The sequence below is a fragment of the Cryobacterium sp. TMT1-19 genome (assembly GCF_004403055.1).
Taxonomy (GTDB): Bacteria; Actinomycetota; Actinomycetes; order Actinomycetales; family Microbacteriaceae; genus Cryobacterium; species Cryobacterium sandaracinum.
This window is the reverse complement of sequence record NZ_SOHB01000005.1, coordinates 18269-35118: the sequence shown is the minus strand read 5'-3', so window position 1 is coordinate 35118 and position 16850 is coordinate 18269. Positions and strand designations below refer to the sequence as shown.

Here is a 16850-nt window from a genome sequence, read left to right as displayed (position 1 = left end):
CATGGGCGAATTTGTCTACGGAAATTCCTCTGTCGTTGTCGAGTTCGATGATCGGGTTCTCGCGCACCTCAAGATCGTCATCCTCGCCAAGGTGCGTCGAGGGGAGAGCTTCTCTTTCTCCTGGGAGTACACGGCGGCGGCTGGCAGCGGCCACAGCTCCATCTGGATCCACCCCACCATCTCGTTGCAGTTCAACTTTCAGGGCAGCAAAGAACCTCTCCTGAACCGGGCATGGGTGGAGGAACTCGTCCGCATCTCAAGCACACCCGCCGGTCTGCGCGTCACCCCAGAGCCGCCCCAACCAAGGGAAGTGCGACTCTGATTCTCAGAGCGGTCGCGAGAGCCGATCGGCCGTGATTTGTTCAAAGGAGTTCGCTGACCGCCACGAAAAAGCCCCGGCTTCACCGCGCCTGGGGGGAGGCGAGGAATCTGCCGGGGCCGATTCGTTTGGAGTGGGGGAACTCCATCGACCACGGTACGGCGGATGGGCTGAATTTCGGCTTGACGAGCCCCCATGTCGGCACAAAACCGGCCGGTCGCCGCGGAACCGGGCATCGACCGTGTGTTCGCCGACGCAGGCCGACGTGGGCATCGCCATCGGAGCCGGTACGGGGGTCGCGATCGCTTCCGATGGGTCATCCTTGCCAGCGACGACCCGCGCCCGGAAAACAGCGCTCTTTCGGTGGTCTCCCGGCGGGCATAAAATCTCGGCATGTCTGCTGACCCGGATGACTATCGTCAGGCCCTGGAGCGAGCGAAAGCCCATGCCCTGGACTGGCTCTCCTCCCTGCCCACCCGGCCCGTGGGGCCACGCGTCGACGCCGACACCCTCGCCGCGGGCTTCGCAGCGCCGCTGCCGCTGCAGCCGACGGACCCGGCGGAGGTGATCGACGAGCTGGCCCGGCTGGCCGAACCGGGGCTGATGGCGATGACGTCCGGCCGCTTTTTCGGCTGGGTGATCGGCGGCACGTTGCCGGCAGCCCTGGCAGCCGACTGGCTGGTCAGCGCGTGGGACCAGAACGCCGGCATGCGCTTCGCGACCCCGGCCACGGCCGCCGCCGAGGAGGCCGCCGGCGGCTGGATCCTCGATCTGCTGGGTCTGCCGGACGGCGCCGACGTGGGCTTCACCACCGGGGCCACCATGGCGAACTTCGTGGGTTTGGCGGCCGGACGCGATCATGTGCTCGGCGACGCCGGCTGGGACGTCGCGATCGCCGGTCTGGCCGGGGCGCCCCGCGTCGCCGTCTACGTGGGCGATGAGCGCCACGCGGTGATTGACCTGGCCCTGCGCTACCTGGGACTCGGCGCCCCCATTGTCGTCCCGGCCGACGACCAGGGCCGCATGCTCCCCGAGGCCCTGGCGGCCGCGCTCAACCAGGGCACTGGCCCCGCGATCGTCTGCCTGCAGGCCGGCAATGTGCACTCCGGCGCCTTCGACCCGGTCGGTGAACTCACCGACCTCGCTCACCAGCATGGTGCCTGGGTGCACGTCGACGGCGCCTTCGGCCTCTGGGCCGCAGTGAGCCCGCGCTACCGCGAGCAGCTGGCAGGCCTCGACACCGCCGATTCCTGGGCTACCGACGCGCACAAGACACTCCAAGTGCCCTACGACTGTGGCATGGCCATCGTGGCCCGGCCCGCCGAGCTGCGGTCCACCTTCGGGGTGCACACGAGCTACCTGTTCGCCGACGAGACCGGTCCGGGTGACCCCTACGAAAAGGTGCCCGAGCTGTCGCGCCGGGCGCGCGGCGTTCCGGTCTGGGCGGCTCTGCGCTCCCTGGGCCGATCGGGCACCGTGATGCTGGTGGAGCGGCTGGCCGATCACGCCCGGGCCATCGCCGACGGGCTGGGTCGCATCACCGGCGCCGAGGTGCTCAACGACGTGGTCTTCACCCAGGTCTGCGTCAGCTTCGGCGACGACGAGCGCACCCGACGGGTGACGGAAGAACTACTCAAGGAGGGAACCGCCTGGATGTCGGGTTCGCGTTGGCAGGACCGGGACGTGCTGCGGGTCTCCGTGAGCAACTGGTCGACGGATGCGGACGACGTCGCCGCATCCGTGGCTGCCGTCGAACGGGCCTGCGCGGCGGTCGCGCGCAACCGTCCGACGGAATATGAGAAGGCGTGAATACGGCCGTGGTCCGGGCTGATTCCGGGGCTGATCAGGGCCCGGTCCGGGCGGCGATTCGTGCTCCGATCGGCGGCCGCCACCGACGGCCCGCGAGTGGCCGCTGGAGACGACGGTCGTAGGATCGAAGTAACAAGGATTGCCACAGGTTGCCGGTTGCCCCGGATTCACCGGCAACTGGAGGTATGTCGAATGCTCGCTCAACCACGGGTCGTCATCGTCGGCGGCGGAATCAGCGGATTGGCGACAGCACACTACCTGCACCGCCGGTTTGGCGACGGGGTGCGTCTGACTCTGGTTGAGGGTGGGGCGCGGTTGGGAGGCAAGATCTCCACTGAACAATTCGGCGGGCACCTCGTTGACGTCGGACCTGACGCGCTGATGGTGCGGGCACCCGTGGTGGCAGCCCTCATCGAGGACCTCGGGGTCAGCGACCTCGTCGTGGCCCCCGCGGGGTCCGGCGCACGCATCTGGTCGCGCGGTAAGCTGCGACGGCTCCCGGCCGGCACCCTCTTCGGCATCCCCGATCGGCTGCTGCCCCTGATGAAATCCCGACTGCTGTCGCCGCTCGGCCTGGCCCGTGCGGCCCTGGACCTCGTGAAGGCGGCCCCGGCGGGATTGCCAGACGACCCCACAATCGCCGAAATCGTTCGCCCGAGGATGGGCGGGCAGGTGTTCGACCGCCTCGTCGATCCGCTGCTCGGCGGTGTGCATGCCGGCAGGGCCGACGAGCTCAGTGCTCGGAGCACCGCGCCTGACATCGACGCTCTCGCCCGCGGCAATCGCAGCCTCTACCTCGGACTGCGGCGCCGACGCCGGAATGCCCCACCCAAGCCCGCCGGAGCAGGAGGCGCGGTCCTCGTCACCCTCCGTGGGGGACTCGCCCGGTTGATCGACGCACTGGCCGTCCACGTCGTGGGCGACGATGTGCGCCTCGGTACGGCGGTCGTCTCCGTGTCGCGCGGCACCGCCGGCTATGAGGTGAAGCTGAGCGATGGCACGGTGCTCGAGGCCGACGCGGTGGTGCTCGCCACTCCCGCGTTCGCTGCGGCGGACGTGGTGCGCAAGGAAGCCCCCGACCTGGCCGCCGCGCTGGCGGGTATTCCCTACGTCGATGTTGCCACGATCTGCCTGGCCTATCCGCGCTCCGCCGTCGCCCACAACCTCGTCGGCACGGGCTTCCTGGTGCCGCCGGAGGAAGGCAAACTCATTGTCGGTTGCACCTGGTCCAGCGCCAAGTGGCCGCACCTCGCCGATGACACAACCATGATCATCCGCTGCATGGTGGGCAGGCGCCGCGACCAGCGCTGGATGGACCTCGATGAGGACACCCTGGTCAGCCAGGTGCACGCCGAACTCGTCGAGGCCATGGGTCTGACCGGGCGCCCGACCGAGCAGCACATCGAGCGCTGGCTGCAGGCGATGCCGCAGTACATCGTCGGCCATCAGGGCCGGCTCGCCGCCGCGGAGGTGGCTCTGGGTCGGCTGCCGGGGCTCTACCTGACCGGTTCCGCCTACCGGGGGGTCGGGCTGGCCAGCTGCGTGGCCGATGCCGAGCGCACCGCCGACAAGCTCGCGCAGCTTCTGACCGATGCGCGTCCCGCGAGCGAGGTGCCCGCATGAGCGGGCTCAGCATCCCCTTCGGCGAGACCGCCGTGTTGCCGACCCTGCCGACCGCCCGCCGTGGAAAGGGCCCGGACTACGCGCAGCGCCCGATGCTGGTGTTCTGGGAAACCACCCGCGCCTGCCCGCTTGCCTGCAAACACTGCCGGGCCAGCGCCACGATGCAAGCCCTACCCGGCGAGCTGACCACGGCAGCGGGCAAAGACCTGATCGACCAGGTGGCCGGATTCGGCCGGCCGTACCCGATCCTGGTGCTCACCGGCGGCGACTGCCTGATGCGCCCTGACCTGTTCGAACTCGTCGACTACGCCACCGGCCTTGGACTGCCGACGGCGCTGTCCCCGTCGGTCACGCCGACTCTTACTCCGCAGATGATCGAACGGATCGTGGCGAGCGGGGTCAAGGCGGTGTCGATCAGCCTTGACGGCGCCGTCGCCGCGACCCATGAGGGCGTGCGCGGGATCCCGGGCCACTTCGACGACACCGTGGCGGCGATCCGGGCTCTCGCCGCGGCGGGGTTGACCGTCCAGGTCAACACGACCGTCATGCGCGCCAATGTCGACGAGCTCGCGGATGTCGCGGCCCTGATCAAGAACGCCGGCGCCGCTATCTGGGAGGTCTTCTTCCTCGTCCAGGTCGGCCGCGGCGTCTCGACCGAGGCTGTCAGCTCAGCGGAGCACGAAGACATCTGCCACTTCCTCTTCGACGCCTCCCAGCACGGCTTCATCGTGCGCACGGTCGAGGCACCCTTTTTCCGGCGAATCGTCGCCCGCCGACGCGCCGGTGACCCTGCACCGACGAGCGCACCGTACAACACCCTGTCCGCGAGGCTGGAAGCCCTGATGGGGCCGCCCGCGGGCCTGCCGCGGGCGCAGACCGCGTCGACCCGCGACGGCAAGGGCATCGTCTTCGTGGCCTACGACGGCGAGGTCTACCCGGCCGGGTTCCTGCCACTCGGCCTCGGGAACGTGTGCACGACCCCGCTGGCCGAGATCTACCGGGACAACCCGCTACTCAAACAGATCCGGGCCACGGAGTTCACCGGCCGCTGCGGCAGCTGTGAGTACGCGGACCTGTGCGGGGGCTCCCGAGCCCGCGCGTTCGCGTCGAGCGGCGATCCGCTGGGGGAAGACCCGGCCTGCCCGTTCCAGCCCGGCGCGGCCGGCGCCCACGTCGGTGCCTGAGTCCCAGCCAGTGGATGGCCTCGTGCCCGCGCCTGCCGCGGAGCCAGCCGGGTACGACGCCGTGGTCCTCCTCGGCTTCGGAGGCCCCGAGGGCCAGGACGACGTCATCCCGTTCCTCCGGAACGTCACCCGGGGCCGCGGAATTCCGGACGCACGCCTCGAAACCGTGGCCGCCCACTACCGCGCCTCGGGTGGTGTGAGCCCGGTCAATGCCCAAAACCGGGCGCTCCGTGACGCGCTCCAGACCGAACTGGCCGCCCGAGGCACCTTCGTACCGGTGTACTGGGGGAACCGCAATTGGGCTCCGTACCTGCGAGACGCCGTGACTGCGGCCGTCGACGCCGGCCACACCCGATTGCTCGCGCTCACGACGAGCGCGTACAGCTCCTACTCGAGCTGCCGGCAGTACCGGGAAGACCTGGCCGAGGCGCGGTGCGCCACCGGGCTCGGCGACGCCGTGCGCATCGACGCGGTTCGCCCCTACTTCGACCATCCCGGCTTCGTCGCCCCGTTCGTGCTCGGCGTCTGCTCCGCCCTCGCCGACTTCGCGCGGCAGGGCCTGGCCCCGGACGACGTTCACGTGCTCTTCACAACCCACTCCATCCCGATGGCGGATGCCGAGCAGAGTGGCCCACGCGAGCGATCCTTCGGTGCCGGCGGGGCCTACGAGGCGCAGCACCGGTCCGTCGCGGAGGTGGTGATGGCCGCAGTTTCAGCGGCGGCGGACGACGACACAGTGGCCGACGCCACCCCGGCCTGGTCTCTGGCATTCCAGTCGCGGTCGGGTCCGCCCGAAATGCCCTGGCTCGAACCTGACGTCAACGACGTCATCGTCGTGCTCGCCGCGGCCGGCACGCGGGCCGTCGTCGTGGTGCCGATCGGATTCATCTCCGACCACATGGAGGTCTCCTGGGACCTCGACACGGAGGCGGCGGCCACTGCCGCCGCGCACGACCTGGGGTTTACCCGGGTGTCGACCCCCGGCCTGCACCGGGAGTTCGTGGCGGGGCTCGTCGACCTGGTGCTTGAGCGACTGACGCCGGCAACGACCCCGGAACGCTGCGCGCTCACCGCGCTCGGACCATGGACGGATGCGTGCCCGGTGGGATGCTGCGAAAAGGGGCCGGCCCGGAGGCCGGGGACGGAACCCTCATCCCCAGCAGGAAATCCCGCGGCCCAGGGAGGTCCTTCATCGGGGGAGGCGCACCGCTGACGCCCGCGCAACTGGCCGAACGGATGGCCATCCGCGGGTGACCCCGGCCTCCCACCGATTGGGTACGCTCGGCGATAGGGCTCAAGAAGGCTAACGAAGGACCAACCGTGACCCACCCGTATCCGTTGTATGTGGCCATCCGGGCGCAGTGCTTCTGCTGCCAGTCGCTGCAGCCGTTCACGTTCACCTCGGCGACCGACCAGGTGGTCTGCGCATCCTGCCTGCACCACCTGGGGGCGGAAAAGGCCACCCGCCGGGACGCGGAGCACATCAAGCTGTGGGTCGGGCAATACGCCGACCAGCAGGAGAACCACCGGCAGTTCGCCGAGAAGTCGGCGGGGGCGGATGCCGAGCAGCAGGCGGTGATCGACGGGCTCACAGCCCAGGTGGTGGAGCTGCGCGGCGTCGTGGCCGGCGAGTCCGACCGAACGAAGAGCGCCGGGGTGCGCGCGCTCCTCGAGAGTGACCTGGTGCGGCGCGCCGAGCGGAAGACCGAGCTCGCGCACCGTCAGCTCGACTGGGCTATGGCCGTGCTCTGGCGGATCGGGCAGCTGCACCACGCCGTGGAGGGCATGCCGCTGGCCTGCGTCTGCGGGCGCGCCGCCGCGGCTTGCGCGGAAGGTCGGGCGATCGATCCGCAGCGGCAGGCCGTGCTCGACTGGGAGCGGAAGAACCTCGTGCTGCTGCGCGCCGGCTCCCGGCACGCCCTGCCCGACGACCACCCCGAGGTGCGGGTCTCGAAACGACAGCCGTGAGAGGTGCGGGCCGCCAACCCCTCAAACGTGTCGGTGCACCGGCGAGCGGACGGCGGGGGCCTACGCTGGAAAAATGGAACCCCTCAACACCCTGCACATTGTCTCCGGCGTCTTCATCGTCGGGCCCATGGCCATCCTCCCCATGACCGCCATGCGCTCCATGCGTGCCGGGGAAGCCGGCCAGGTGGCCTCACTGGCGAAGTCCACCAATCTCTTCACTCTGCTGTCGCTGCTGGTGGTGTTCCTCGGTTTCGGCGCGGTGGGCTTCAGGGACAACGCCTCCCTTGCCTCGACCTGGATCTGGCTGTCGATCGTGCTCTACGCGGTGGCCCTCGTACTCAGCCTGTTCCTGGTGGTTCCGGCCATGAAGTCGGTCTCGGAGCTCCTCGCCGAGCAGTCCGCCAGCGGTACCCGGGTCGCCGGCGCCAAGGTCGCCGGTTACTCTCGCGTGGCCATGGGCTCGGGCATCGTCTCGCTGCTCCTGGTGGTCGTGGTCGTGCTGATGGTGGTCAAGCCGGTCTAGCCGTTCACAGTCTCGCCGGGCTAGTCCAGGTCGCCCACCGAGACCAGGCCGTCGTGACGGCGGCCGTCGAAGATGATCGTCGGGATCTTCACGGTGTGGATGCTCTCCTCGACCAGCCGCGTGTTCGCGGCGATGATGTCCGCGACCTCGTCGGAGGCGGCGACGGATGCCACGTCGGCGACCTGTTCCTGGCTCAGGCCGAATTCGGCCGACCAGTCCTGCAGCAGCGCGGTGGCGACAGCCGGCTCGGCGCCGTTGATCACGCTCTGCCAGGAAACGCCCTTGTCATCGACTTCCGTGTAGATCCGGCGCAGGATCTCCCAGTCGACCGGCGTGGCGACGTCGGCGAGAGGGTTCAGCCGCAGCGCCTCGAGGTACTGGGTGACGAGCAGCGAGTTCTGGAACTTGTAGCCGTCGGCGGCGGCGATCGGGTAGGCGATGTAGGTGAGGTTCATCCGGTCGTCGAACCCGGCCTCCTCGATGTTGTTGAACAGCTGCAGGCAGTAGGTGCAACCGGGGTCGATGACCTCGAGCGCGGTTTCCTTCTTCGCGTCGTAGACGCCCAGGTAGCTGGCGTTGGCGGGCAGGTATTCCTCGGCCTCCCAGTTCTGCATGCGGGAGGGGATCGCCGAGAACGTCTCGCCGAGGCTGGCGAAGTCGTTGCCGAAGGCGCCGATCACGTCGCCGGAGAGCAGGGACTCGCCGAAGGTGGGCGTCTGGTCGGGGATCGAGCAGGCCTCGGCGCCCAGGCTGCAGGATGCGGAATCCTGCTTGTTGCAGGTGCCGTAGACGTACAGGTTCACACCGCTCTTGACGACGACGTATGCGCTCCAGACGGTGGCGAGCACCACGAGCAGCGCGACCACCTCGAGGGCGACGGATGCCGGGCCGACGAGCTTCGGACGGCGCACCGCCAGCGGCGCGAGCAGGTGGTCCTTGATGTCCTGCTTGAAGGTGGTGTCGCAGGGGCGGAACGTGACACGGCGGAGGGTGCAGTTCCACGCCCTGCCTAGGTAGCGGCGGTATCGTGCCGACACGGCCGCCATGAAAACGAGAACGATGAATGCGGCAATGCAGAACACTTAGGAGAGGCCTTTCATCAGGCGCGCGAGGGCCTGTGCGGCCTGATCGACATCGGCCGTGGTTGAGTGCAGTCCGAGCGAGAAGCGCAGCAGCGGCGGCAGCCCGAGCTGGTCTTTCAGGTAGTGGTGGGCGCAGAAGTAGCCGCTGCGCACCATGATGTGGGACTGGGAGAGGAACACTGCGAGCCGGTGCGAATCCTGTTTCGGGGCGTAGGCGCTGATCACCGGGCTGGCCGCGGTGTTGACCAGAGTGAGGCCGGGGATGTCGCCGAGACCCTCGAAGAGACGCTGCGAGAGACCCTGAAGGTGCTCGGCCGCGGGCCGGCCGCCGGGGCGCACCTGTCCCAGCCACTCGATCGCACGGCGCAGGGCGATGATCTCGCCCCAGGCCTGCAGCCCGGGTTCGAGCAGGGCGCCCGGGTCGTTGGCGAGAAGGTCGTAGGAGTCTTCGCGGACATCCGCCACCATGCCGCCGCCCACGAAGGTGAGCTCGAGGGAACCGAGCAGCTCGTGGGTGGCGACGACCACGCCGAGGCTGGCGCCGTACATCTTGTGGGCGGAGAAGCAGAGCGCGTCGGCCTCGGTTTTGGCCAGCAGGGTGCGTTCGTGCGCCATGGCCTGGGCGGCGTCGAGGATGACGATGCCGCCGCGGGCGTGGGTGTCGCGCACCAGGTCGGTGAGGTTGGTAAGCAGACGCCCGTCGATGTTGGAGGCCACGTTGACGACCACGATCGCGCGTTCGAGCTGGGCCGGCCGGTAGACCAGGGCGCCGTCGGGGGCGCGGTCGAGCACCAGGCGGGGCACCCCCAGTCGGGTCGCCGCCGTCATGGTGGGCAGGAAGACCGAATTGTGCTCGATGTGGCTCGTGACCATCTGCCCGAACCGGCCCTGCGGCAGCTGTTGCAGCAGCAGGTTCAGGCCGAAGGTCGTGTTGAGGGTGAAGGAGACCGCGTGACCCCGGCCGGAGAGGCCGAGCAGCTCGAGCACGGCCCGGCGGGCGTCCTGCACCTCCCGGTCGACGCGGGTGCCCCAGGCGTACTTCACGCGCCCGCCGCAGGCGTTGTACTCCGTGTAGTACTCGGTCAGGGCGTCGAGGACCGGCTGCGGCCGGAGGCTCTGACAGGCGGAGTCGAGGTAGACCGCGTCGGGTTCGAGGTAAGCGAAATCGGCGAGACGGCCGGTTTCGACCGCAACCTGTGGTGTGCGCCGGAACAACCCAGTGTGCTTCATGTCCTTCAATTCTTTCCGGCTCATTCTAGGCGAGCAGCGGGTTCTGCCCGGCGCGGCTGGGAACCGGCTGGGAGCGTGGTGGTCATAGCTTCATCCGTCGCACCGGGCTAGGCCTGGGCCGCAACGAGCACGGCCCAGGTGAGACCGAAGTCGTCGCTCGCGACGACCCCGCGTCGGTCGGCGGCGAGGAGCCAGGGCACGCTCCCGCCGACGAAGCCGAAGGCCTCCGGGCTGCCGTCGGTCTGCCCTCCGCGGGTCCAGGTTCCGCTTCCGGCCTCCTCGTGCCAGAGCACGCCCTCCGGGTCGATGCCGACGACACCGCCGCCGGCCGCGGCATCCTGAACGTCGATCAGGTACAGCATCGGTGCGCCGGGGACCAGCGCGAACGTGCGCCCGGCATCCTCGCTCACGGCGAGGCCGTTCTCGGTGGTCGCGAAGACCCGGTCGGCGGTCGCCGGGTCGGCGGCGAGGTCGCGCAGCTCCACCGCGGCTCCGGGCGACCAGGTGGCCCCATCGTCGTCGCTGATGCTGACCCTGCCGGCGGCGGCGTCGTAGCCGTAGACGCGCAAGGCTCCCGGCGGCAAGGTCACCGCGTCGAGGTCGTGGAAGTCGGTCTTGCCGGCGAGAGAGACGTTCGACCAGGTGGCTGCCGCATCCGCGCTGCTGATCAGTCCCACGTTGGGGCCCACCAACGTGGACTCGTCGGAGCCCGGATGCCCGGAGGCCAGCAGCAGGCCCGGCGCGGCCACCGTGAATCCCATGGCGTCGAAGGCCGGGCCATCGCTCGGGGTGGGCTGGGTGAGCCCGGCCTCCGGCGCGCCGGCCAGGTAGCTGTCGGGCAGCAGGTCGGTCGGGATCTGCCACACGCCCTGGTGCGTGCCGGCGTAGGTCTTGCCGGTGGACGGGTCGGCGCCGAGGCCGTGAATGTGTTCAAAAGCCGCCGTGGTGGGGGCGGACGTGCCGGTTGGCGGAGCAGCCGGAGTGGGCGCGCAACCGGCCAGCGCGGCCGCGAGGCCGACGGTGATCACGGCGGCGCCGCCGAGGCGGAGGGTTCTGCTGGCCGTCGTCATGGGTCAGTACGCGGCGAGGAGGTCGGTCATGACGGCGATTTCGGCGGACTGCGACGCGACGATGGTGGCCGAGAGGGTCTGGGCGTCGGCGTTGCTGCCCTCGTCGATGTGCGTCTGCGCCATGGCGATTGCGCCCTCGTGGTGCGCGATCATCAGCTCGAGGAACACCTGGTCGGCGTCTGCACCCGAGGCGTTGCCGAGCGTCATCATGTCGGCCTCGCTCATCATGCCGTCGGTGCCGTGGTTCATGTCGGACATGCCGCCCGTTTCGGCGCCCCACTCGCCCAGCCAATCGGTCAGCTGGGTGATCTCGGGCTCCTGGGCGGCCTTGATCTTGGTCGCCAGGGCGACGACGCGCGGGTCGGTGCCGTGCTTGGCGAGGAAGTCGTCGCTCATCGCGACGGCCTGCTCGTGGTGGGGAATCATCATCTGGGCGAAGTCGACATCCGCGGCGTTGGCGTTGGCGGACGCGGTGGCGGTGGGTCCGTCGGCGGTGGGTCCGTCGGCGGCCGGGGTCGTGTCGCCGCAGGCGGTAAGGGTGAGCGCCGTGGTGAGCGCGGCGGCGGCGATCAGCGAGGTGCGGATGGTGCGGATGGTGCGGAGCATTGGTGTTCCATTCGTTGACAAAAGGGTGAGAAACCGGGGGCCGGGGTGCGGCCGGGCCGCGCAGGCCGGTGGGGTGCGCTGGCGAGGGTTTCGGCCTAAATGCGGCGGATGGAGAGCAGGGTGAGGCGGGGCCGATGCAGGTGCAGCGGAATCTCCCGGAAGGAGCCGACGATGAAGCTGCCGGCCTCGAGCAGGCGACGGCAGGCCGACGGGCGCCGTGCCAGCAGAATCAGGCCGACCAGCACAAGCAGCAGGGAACACGTCATCGAGAGGGTGGCCAGACCGGACATCGCGTGGGTGTCGGCGCTGCCGAGTGCGCCGGCGGACAGGGCGACCACGGTCGCGGTCGCGGGCGCGATGCGCTCGAGCAGCGGGCCGGTGAGGGATGCGGGGAGGGATGCAGCGAGAGGCGCGGCGGATGATGCGGTGTGCCCGGCCGCGGAGTGTGCGTCGGCGGTCATCGCAGTGGTCATGGTTGTTGACGCTGTTGTTGATGAGGAAGCGGGAGCGGTCGGAGCCGAGGACAGGCTGCCCGGTCCGTGCGCCAGCCCGTGTCCGGTTCCGGCCGTGTGCGCCGCGAGCAGGCAGAGCAGCAGCGCGGCCATCGTGAGCACGGCGGAGTGGAAGACCCGGCGTCCATCACGGAGGGAGATCGCAGCGCGTGTGTGCAGCTTGCCGCCTCCGTCCGAACTGTGGTCTGGGCATCCGTCGGCCTGTCGCTCACCGTGGATGCCCTTTCAGGGTATACCGGGCGGATCGGCGTCAGCTGGGAGCGGCCTCGGTCCGGGGCGACACCCGGGCCGGGGCTCACCCCCAGTCGAGCGCGAGCACCCACGACCCGTCGGTGTCGCGGCGCAGGTCGTAGCGGTGTTGTTCCTCGTCGCCGCGCGAGGCATCGAGGCGCCAGAGCTCGGTGTCGATGCGGGACGGCACGCCGCCGGCATTCTCCCACCAGCGGGTGCGGGTGAAGATCGCCTGCGGCTGGCCGATGACGGTGTGTTCGAACCGGTTCCAGATGAACGCGCGCGGGTCGCCGTCGACGGACAGCTCCACGTCGACGACTGCGTCAATGATCTGAGGCATGCGTGGCTCCCTTGATTTTCTCGAACATCTATTCGATTCTGTGAGTGTAGTTCATGCCGCCGACACTCGCCAGACCCGATCAGGAAATCGCTCGCGACCCCGGCACCGAGGACTTGCCCGGTTCTCGCGCGCCCAGGCTCGACGAGCCGGGCCGGGGTGTGAGCCCGAGCCGCCGCACGATCTCGGCGGCCTCCTCGGCCGGAGCGCGGCCGGCGTCGATGGAGATCGCGCGCTCGTCGGCGTCAGGCGCCTCGAGTGTGGCCACCTGCGAATCGAGCAGGGAGGTCGGCATGTAGTGGTCGAGGCGCGTCGCAAGCCGGCGCCCGATCAGGTCCGTCGACCCGGTCAGGTGCACAAAGATCACGTTGTGCTCGCGCAGCACGTCGCGGTAACGGCGCTTGAGCGCCGAGCAGGTGATGATTCCCGGCGCCCCCGCCATGGTGTGCTCGATGATCCACGAGGAGACCGTGTCGAGCCAGGGCGCGCGGTCCTCGTCGTTCAAAGGCCGACCGGCAGACATCTTGTCGATGTTCGCCTGGGGATGCAGGTCGTCGCCCTCCTCGAGATCCCAGCCGAGCTGGCCGGCGAGGAGCCCCGCCACGGTGGACTTGCCGGATCCGGAGATGCCCATGATCACGAGCACGGGCTGCTGAGTCTCGAACATGCTAGATCACGATATTCAGCAGGAGGACGCCGGCAAGGCCGACCACGGAGATCAGACATTCCATCACGGTCCAGGTCTTCAGATTCTGCCCGACGGTCGTGCCGAGATACTCCTTGACGAGCCAGAACCCGGCATCGTTGACGTGGGAGAGGAAGAGCGAACCGGCGCCGATGGCGAGAACCATCAGCGAGACATCCGTGCTGCCCAGGCTGGCCGCGACGGGGGCGAGGATGCCGGCGGCCGTCACGGTGGCGACGGTGGCCGACCCGGTAGCGACGCGGATCAGGGCGGCGACGAACCACGCCAGCACGAGCACCGAGACGCTGCTGCCGGCCACGGCTTCGGCGATGACGGTGCCGATGCCGGTGTCGATGAGCACCTGCTTGAACCCGCCGCCCGCACCCACGATGAGCAGGATGCCCGCGATCGGCGGGAGGGAATCGGAGAGGGACCTGGCGACCCCGGCGCGGTCCATGCCGCCACCGCGACCGAAGACGATCATCGCGTAGATCACAGCGATGCCGAGGGCGATCATCGGCGTGCCGAGGAAGTCGAGCGTGGCGTTGAGAGGCGAGGTGGAGCCCGGGTCGATCGCGTCGGCGATCGATCGGGCGAGCATCAGCACGACGGGGAGCAGGATGCCCGAGATGGTGATCAGGAAGCTCGGGCGCCGGGCGTTCTCGCCCAGACCCTGATCCTCGTTGGTGAGGAACAGGGCGGGCACGGGCACGGAGACCCAGCGGCTCGCGAACCGGCTGAAGATCGGGCCGGCGATGATGACGGTCGGAATGGCGATGAGCACGCCGATCGCGAGAGTGAGCCCGAGGTTCGCATCGAGAGTGGTCACGGCCACGAGCGGACCGGGGTGCGGCGGCACCAGGCCGTGCATGACGGACAGGCCGGCGAGGGCCGGGATGGCGATGCGGATGAGCGAGAGCCCGCTGCGGCGGGCCACCAGGATGATCACCGGGATGAGCAGCACGAGGCCGACTTCGAAGAACATCGGCAGGCCGATCAGCCCGCCGATCAGGGCCATCGTCCACGGCAGGGTGCGGGCGCTCGAGCGCGTCACCAGCGAGTCGACGATGCGGTCGGCTCCGCCGGAGTCGGCCAGCAGCTTGCCGAACATGGCGCCGAAGCCGACCAGGATGCCGACGCCGGCCATGGTGGCGCCGAAGCCGGCGCTGAAGCTCGTGACGGCCGCGGCGGGAGCGAGGCCGGCCCCGACGCCGACGCCCACGGCGCCGATCGAGAGGGCGAGGAACGGATGCACCTTGAGCCAGGTGATGAGCAGGATGATCACCGCGACGCCGACGAGGGCGGCGAGGATCAGCTGGAGGTCGCTACCGGCCGGTTCAATCGGAACCACTGGAGCCGCGTAGGGAAGAATCATCTGAATTTCCATTCCGAGGCTGCTTCACTGCGACCTCATCGTCCAATAATCTGATTAATCAGATATTTGAGTGTGGCACACGAATCGCGACTCCGGGACCAACGCCGGTACGATCACGATGGGCGACGTCGCGACGACGCGCGCGGCCAGTCCGCAGGGAGAAGCTGAGATGAACCGTGGGGCGGGCGCAGGAGTGTGGCGTGAGCGAGGGCTTCATGCGCGGGTGGTGAACTCGCTGGGCCAACAGATCGTCGACGGCGGATACCTGACCGGCGACATCCTGAACCTGGACGTGATCAGCGAGGAATTCGCGGTCTCTCGCTCCGTGCTGCGCGAGGCACTGCGGGTGCTGCAGTCGCTGGGTATGGTCGAGCCGCGGCAGCGGGTGGGCACCCAGGTGCTGCCTCGCACCTCCTGGGACCTGATGCACCCGCAGATCATCTACTGGCGCGGACGCGGCACCGACTATCTCACCCAGATGCGCGAGATGCTCGAACTGCGCCTCGGCATCGAGCCTGTGGCCGCCCGACTGAGCGCGCGCCTGATGACCGCCGAGCAGCTGGACGCGGTGCGGGCGGCAGCCGAGGGCATGGTCGCGGCTGACCTTGCCGGCGACGGTCGCGGGTTCCTCGAGGCCGACATCGAGTTCCACTCCCTGATCCTGATCGCCTCCGGCAACAGCGTGATGGGGCACTTCGCCGGCACGGTCGCGGCGCTCCTCCGCACGCGCGAGGAGGAGAAGCGCTTCACCATCACCGAGTACACGCCGCCGTCGGCCCACCGGCACAACCAGCTGGCCGAGGCGCTGTTCGCGCGCGACGAGGATGCCGCGTACCGCTGGTCGTATGCCACGATCGAGGCCACCCTGACCGAGTTCATCCAGGAATCGGGCCGCGCCGAACGGGGCCTCGGGGCCTGAGACTGCCGGCCTGGCGCGGTGTCCGTTGCCCGGCACCTCGTGCTCAGAGCCGGGCGAGCCGCTCGATGTCCTCCAGGAATTCGCTGGCGACCTGGGCCGACACGGTGGTGCGGGTCGACCGGATCGCGACCAGGTAGTCCTCGGTGCCCGGGCCGCCGGGCGTCGACTCGTCCTCCCCCTCGAACAGTGCGCGTTCCAGCGCCTGCTGGGAGGCGCGCCGGGCGGCGTACTCGATGTCGGCTGGTGAGAACCCGTCGCTTGCGGTGACGAGCGCGCTCAGGTCGACCGTGCTTTTCCTGCCCTCGGGGATGTAGCGCTCCCAGATGGCCTGGCGGGCGGCGACATCCGGAAGCCCGATCGGGATGACGTAGTCGAAGCGTCCGTGCCGGAGAAAGGCGGAATCGAGGGCGCGGATGAAGTTCGTGGCGCAGACCAGGAGCCGGCCGGGCTGCTCGCGGAAGGCGGGAATGATCTTCAGCAGCTCATTGGTGACGCCCTGCAGCGCCGAGGGTGGCTCGCCGCCGCGTTGCGCCGCGATCTCCTCGACCTCGTCGATGAAGACGACCGCGTGCTCCAGCTCGGAGATCTTCAGGAAGGTCTCCCGAAGCGCACCGGCAAGGCCCTTGGGGTCAGCCGCGAGCCGCGAGGGGAAGACCTCGACAAAGGGCCATTCCAGCCGCGACGCGATGGCCTTTGCGAAGGTGGTCTTGCCCGTTCCGGGAGGCCCGAAGAGCACGACCGCCTTCGGTGGCACGACGCCGTACTGTTCGGCCATGTCGGGTTTGGCCAGTGGCATGACGAGCCTTCGTTCGAGCAGCTCCTTTTCGGTGCGCATGCCGCCGACGCCCTCCCAGAGATCGCGCGGCAGGATGCGCCCGCCCAGTTCGCTGAGCGACCGCAGCTCCTCGCGCTGCACCGGGATGTGGCGCTCGAAGTAGCGCAGGTGCTGCTTGACCTCGAAGCCCCGCTTCACGAAGGCGTCGACGCGCGTGGCCGATTCGGGCATCAGCGCGGACAGCTTGGTCAACGCGTGCCGGGACATCTTCTTCTCGAGGGCGGCCAGCAGGGCCGTGCCGATGCCGCGGCCCTGGTAGCGCTGCGCGGTGGCGAGGAAGACGACCCAGCCCTGGGCGTGGGCGGCGCGGCCCACGGCGGCCCCGACGACCTCGTCGCCGGCAAGGGCGACCACGGCGTCATCCTTCTGGCAGGAGGCCAGCACCTCGGACAGGCCGTAGACGGGCTCCGTCTTGGCGGCCGTGATCTCTTCCCAGAGGCGAAGGATGCCGTCGAGGTCGTCCGAGTGAAAGTCGCGGATCCGCCAACCAGTCATGAGTGCTCCTTCGCGCCGACACGTACGCCTCCCAATCTATGGCACTT

General features: G+C 69.3%; 17 protein-coding genes. 8 read left to right on the top strand and 9 right to left on the bottom strand.

Annotated elements, in window-relative coordinates; all coding sequences use genetic code 11:
- The first annotated feature begins 1 nt into the window (after nt 1).
- From E3T40_RS00915 to E3T40_RS00885, 7 genes are all read left to right on the top strand, one after another.
- On the top strand, nt 2-322 hold the full coding sequence (locus tag E3T40_RS00915; protein WP_104170953.1) for an ATP-dependent DNA ligase: 321 nt from the start codon (nt 2-4) through the stop codon (nt 320-322).
- Nucleotides 323-712: 390 nt separating this feature from the next.
- Nucleotides 713-2128 (top strand): aminotransferase class V-fold PLP-dependent enzyme, encoded by a 1416-nt coding sequence (locus tag E3T40_RS00910; protein ID WP_104100600.1) that lies wholly within the window; start codon nt 713-715, stop codon nt 2126-2128.
- Between the two features lie 192 nt (nt 2129-2320).
- Nucleotides 2321-3751 (top strand): protoporphyrinogen oxidase, encoded by a 1431-nt coding sequence (hemG, locus tag E3T40_RS00905; protein WP_134542430.1) that lies wholly within the window; start codon nt 2321-2323, stop codon nt 3749-3751.
- Nucleotides 3748-4935 (top strand): TIGR04053 family radical SAM/SPASM domain-containing protein, encoded by a 1188-nt coding sequence (locus E3T40_RS00900; RefSeq protein WP_134542429.1) that lies wholly within the window; start codon nt 3748-3750, stop codon nt 4933-4935. The genes hemG and E3T40_RS00900 overlap by 4 nt, the downstream gene beginning before the upstream one ends.
- Nucleotides 4868-6148 (top strand): ferrochelatase, encoded by a 1281-nt coding sequence (locus E3T40_RS00895; protein ID WP_134542460.1) that lies wholly within the window; start codon nt 4868-4870, stop codon nt 6146-6148. The genes E3T40_RS00900 and E3T40_RS00895 overlap by 68 nt, the downstream gene beginning before the upstream one ends.
- A 107-nt stretch (nt 6149-6255) precedes the next feature.
- On the top strand, nt 6256-6903 hold the full coding sequence (locus E3T40_RS00890) for a hypothetical protein (RefSeq protein ID WP_134542428.1): 648 nt from the start codon (nt 6256-6258) through the stop codon (nt 6901-6903).
- A 73-nt stretch (nt 6904-6976) separates the two neighbouring features.
- Nucleotides 6977-7426: a DUF2269 family protein gene (locus E3T40_RS00885; RefSeq protein ID WP_104194695.1), complete on the top strand. Its 450-nt coding sequence runs from the start codon at nt 6977-6979 to the stop codon at nt 7424-7426.
- 20 nt (nt 7427-7446) lie between these two features.
- On the opposite strand, the gene E3T40_RS00880 is transcribed toward E3T40_RS00885, so the two are convergent.
- The 8 genes from E3T40_RS00880 to E3T40_RS00845 form a co-directional block, all read right to left on the bottom strand.
- Complete coding sequence (locus tag E3T40_RS00880) at nt 7447-8508, bottom strand: hypothetical protein (RefSeq protein ID WP_134542427.1); 1062 nt, start codon at nt 8506-8508, stop codon at nt 7447-7449.
- Entirely contained in the window at nt 8509-9738 is a 1230-nt protein-coding gene (locus E3T40_RS00875; protein ID WP_166786533.1) for an aminotransferase class V-fold PLP-dependent enzyme, read from the bottom strand.
- A 107-nt stretch (nt 9739-9845) separates the two neighbouring features.
- Nucleotides 9846-10808 carry a F510_1955 family glycosylhydrolase gene (locus E3T40_RS00870; RefSeq protein WP_104170961.1) on the bottom strand — a complete coding sequence of 321 codons (963 nt, stop codon included), beginning with the start codon at nt 10806-10808 and terminating at the stop codon, nt 9846-9848.
- 3 nt (nt 10809-10811) lie between these two features.
- Entirely contained in the window at nt 10812-11414 is a 603-nt protein-coding gene (locus E3T40_RS00865) for a DUF305 domain-containing protein (RefSeq protein WP_134542425.1), read from the bottom strand.
- A gap of 95 nt (nt 11415-11509) precedes the next feature.
- A complete protein-coding gene (locus E3T40_RS00860; protein WP_134542424.1) occupies nt 11510-12028 on the bottom strand; it encodes a hypothetical protein in 519 nt (172 codons plus the stop codon).
- Between the two features lie 193 nt (nt 12029-12221).
- Nucleotides 12222-12497, bottom strand: coding sequence for a hypothetical protein (locus E3T40_RS00855; protein WP_104100589.1), 276 nt, complete (start codon nt 12495-12497; stop codon nt 12222-12224).
- A gap of 79 nt (nt 12498-12576) precedes the next feature.
- Entirely contained in the window at nt 12577-13161 is a 585-nt protein-coding gene (locus E3T40_RS00850) for a gluconokinase (protein ID WP_104170964.1), read from the bottom strand.
- A 1-nt stretch (nt 13162) separates the two neighbouring features.
- Complete coding sequence (locus tag E3T40_RS00845; protein ID WP_241981625.1) at nt 13163-14566, bottom strand: GntP family permease; 1404 nt, start codon at nt 14564-14566, stop codon at nt 13163-13165.
- A 211-nt stretch (nt 14567-14777) separates the two neighbouring features.
- On the opposite strand from E3T40_RS00845, the gene E3T40_RS00840 reads away from it, so the two are divergent.
- The gene (locus tag E3T40_RS00840) at nt 14778-15473 is read left to right on the top strand and encodes a FadR/GntR family transcriptional regulator (protein ID WP_158250247.1); all 696 of its coding nucleotides are present in this window, start codon (nt 14778-14780) and stop codon (nt 15471-15473) included.
- A 43-nt stretch (nt 15474-15516) separates the two neighbouring features.
- Here the strand turns inward: E3T40_RS00840 and E3T40_RS00835 are convergent, their stop codons facing one another.
- Nucleotides 15517-16803: an ATP-binding protein gene (locus E3T40_RS00835; protein ID WP_104170965.1), complete on the bottom strand. Its 1287-nt coding sequence runs from the start codon at nt 16801-16803 to the stop codon at nt 15517-15519.
- Nucleotides 16804-16850: the final 47 nt, after the last annotated feature.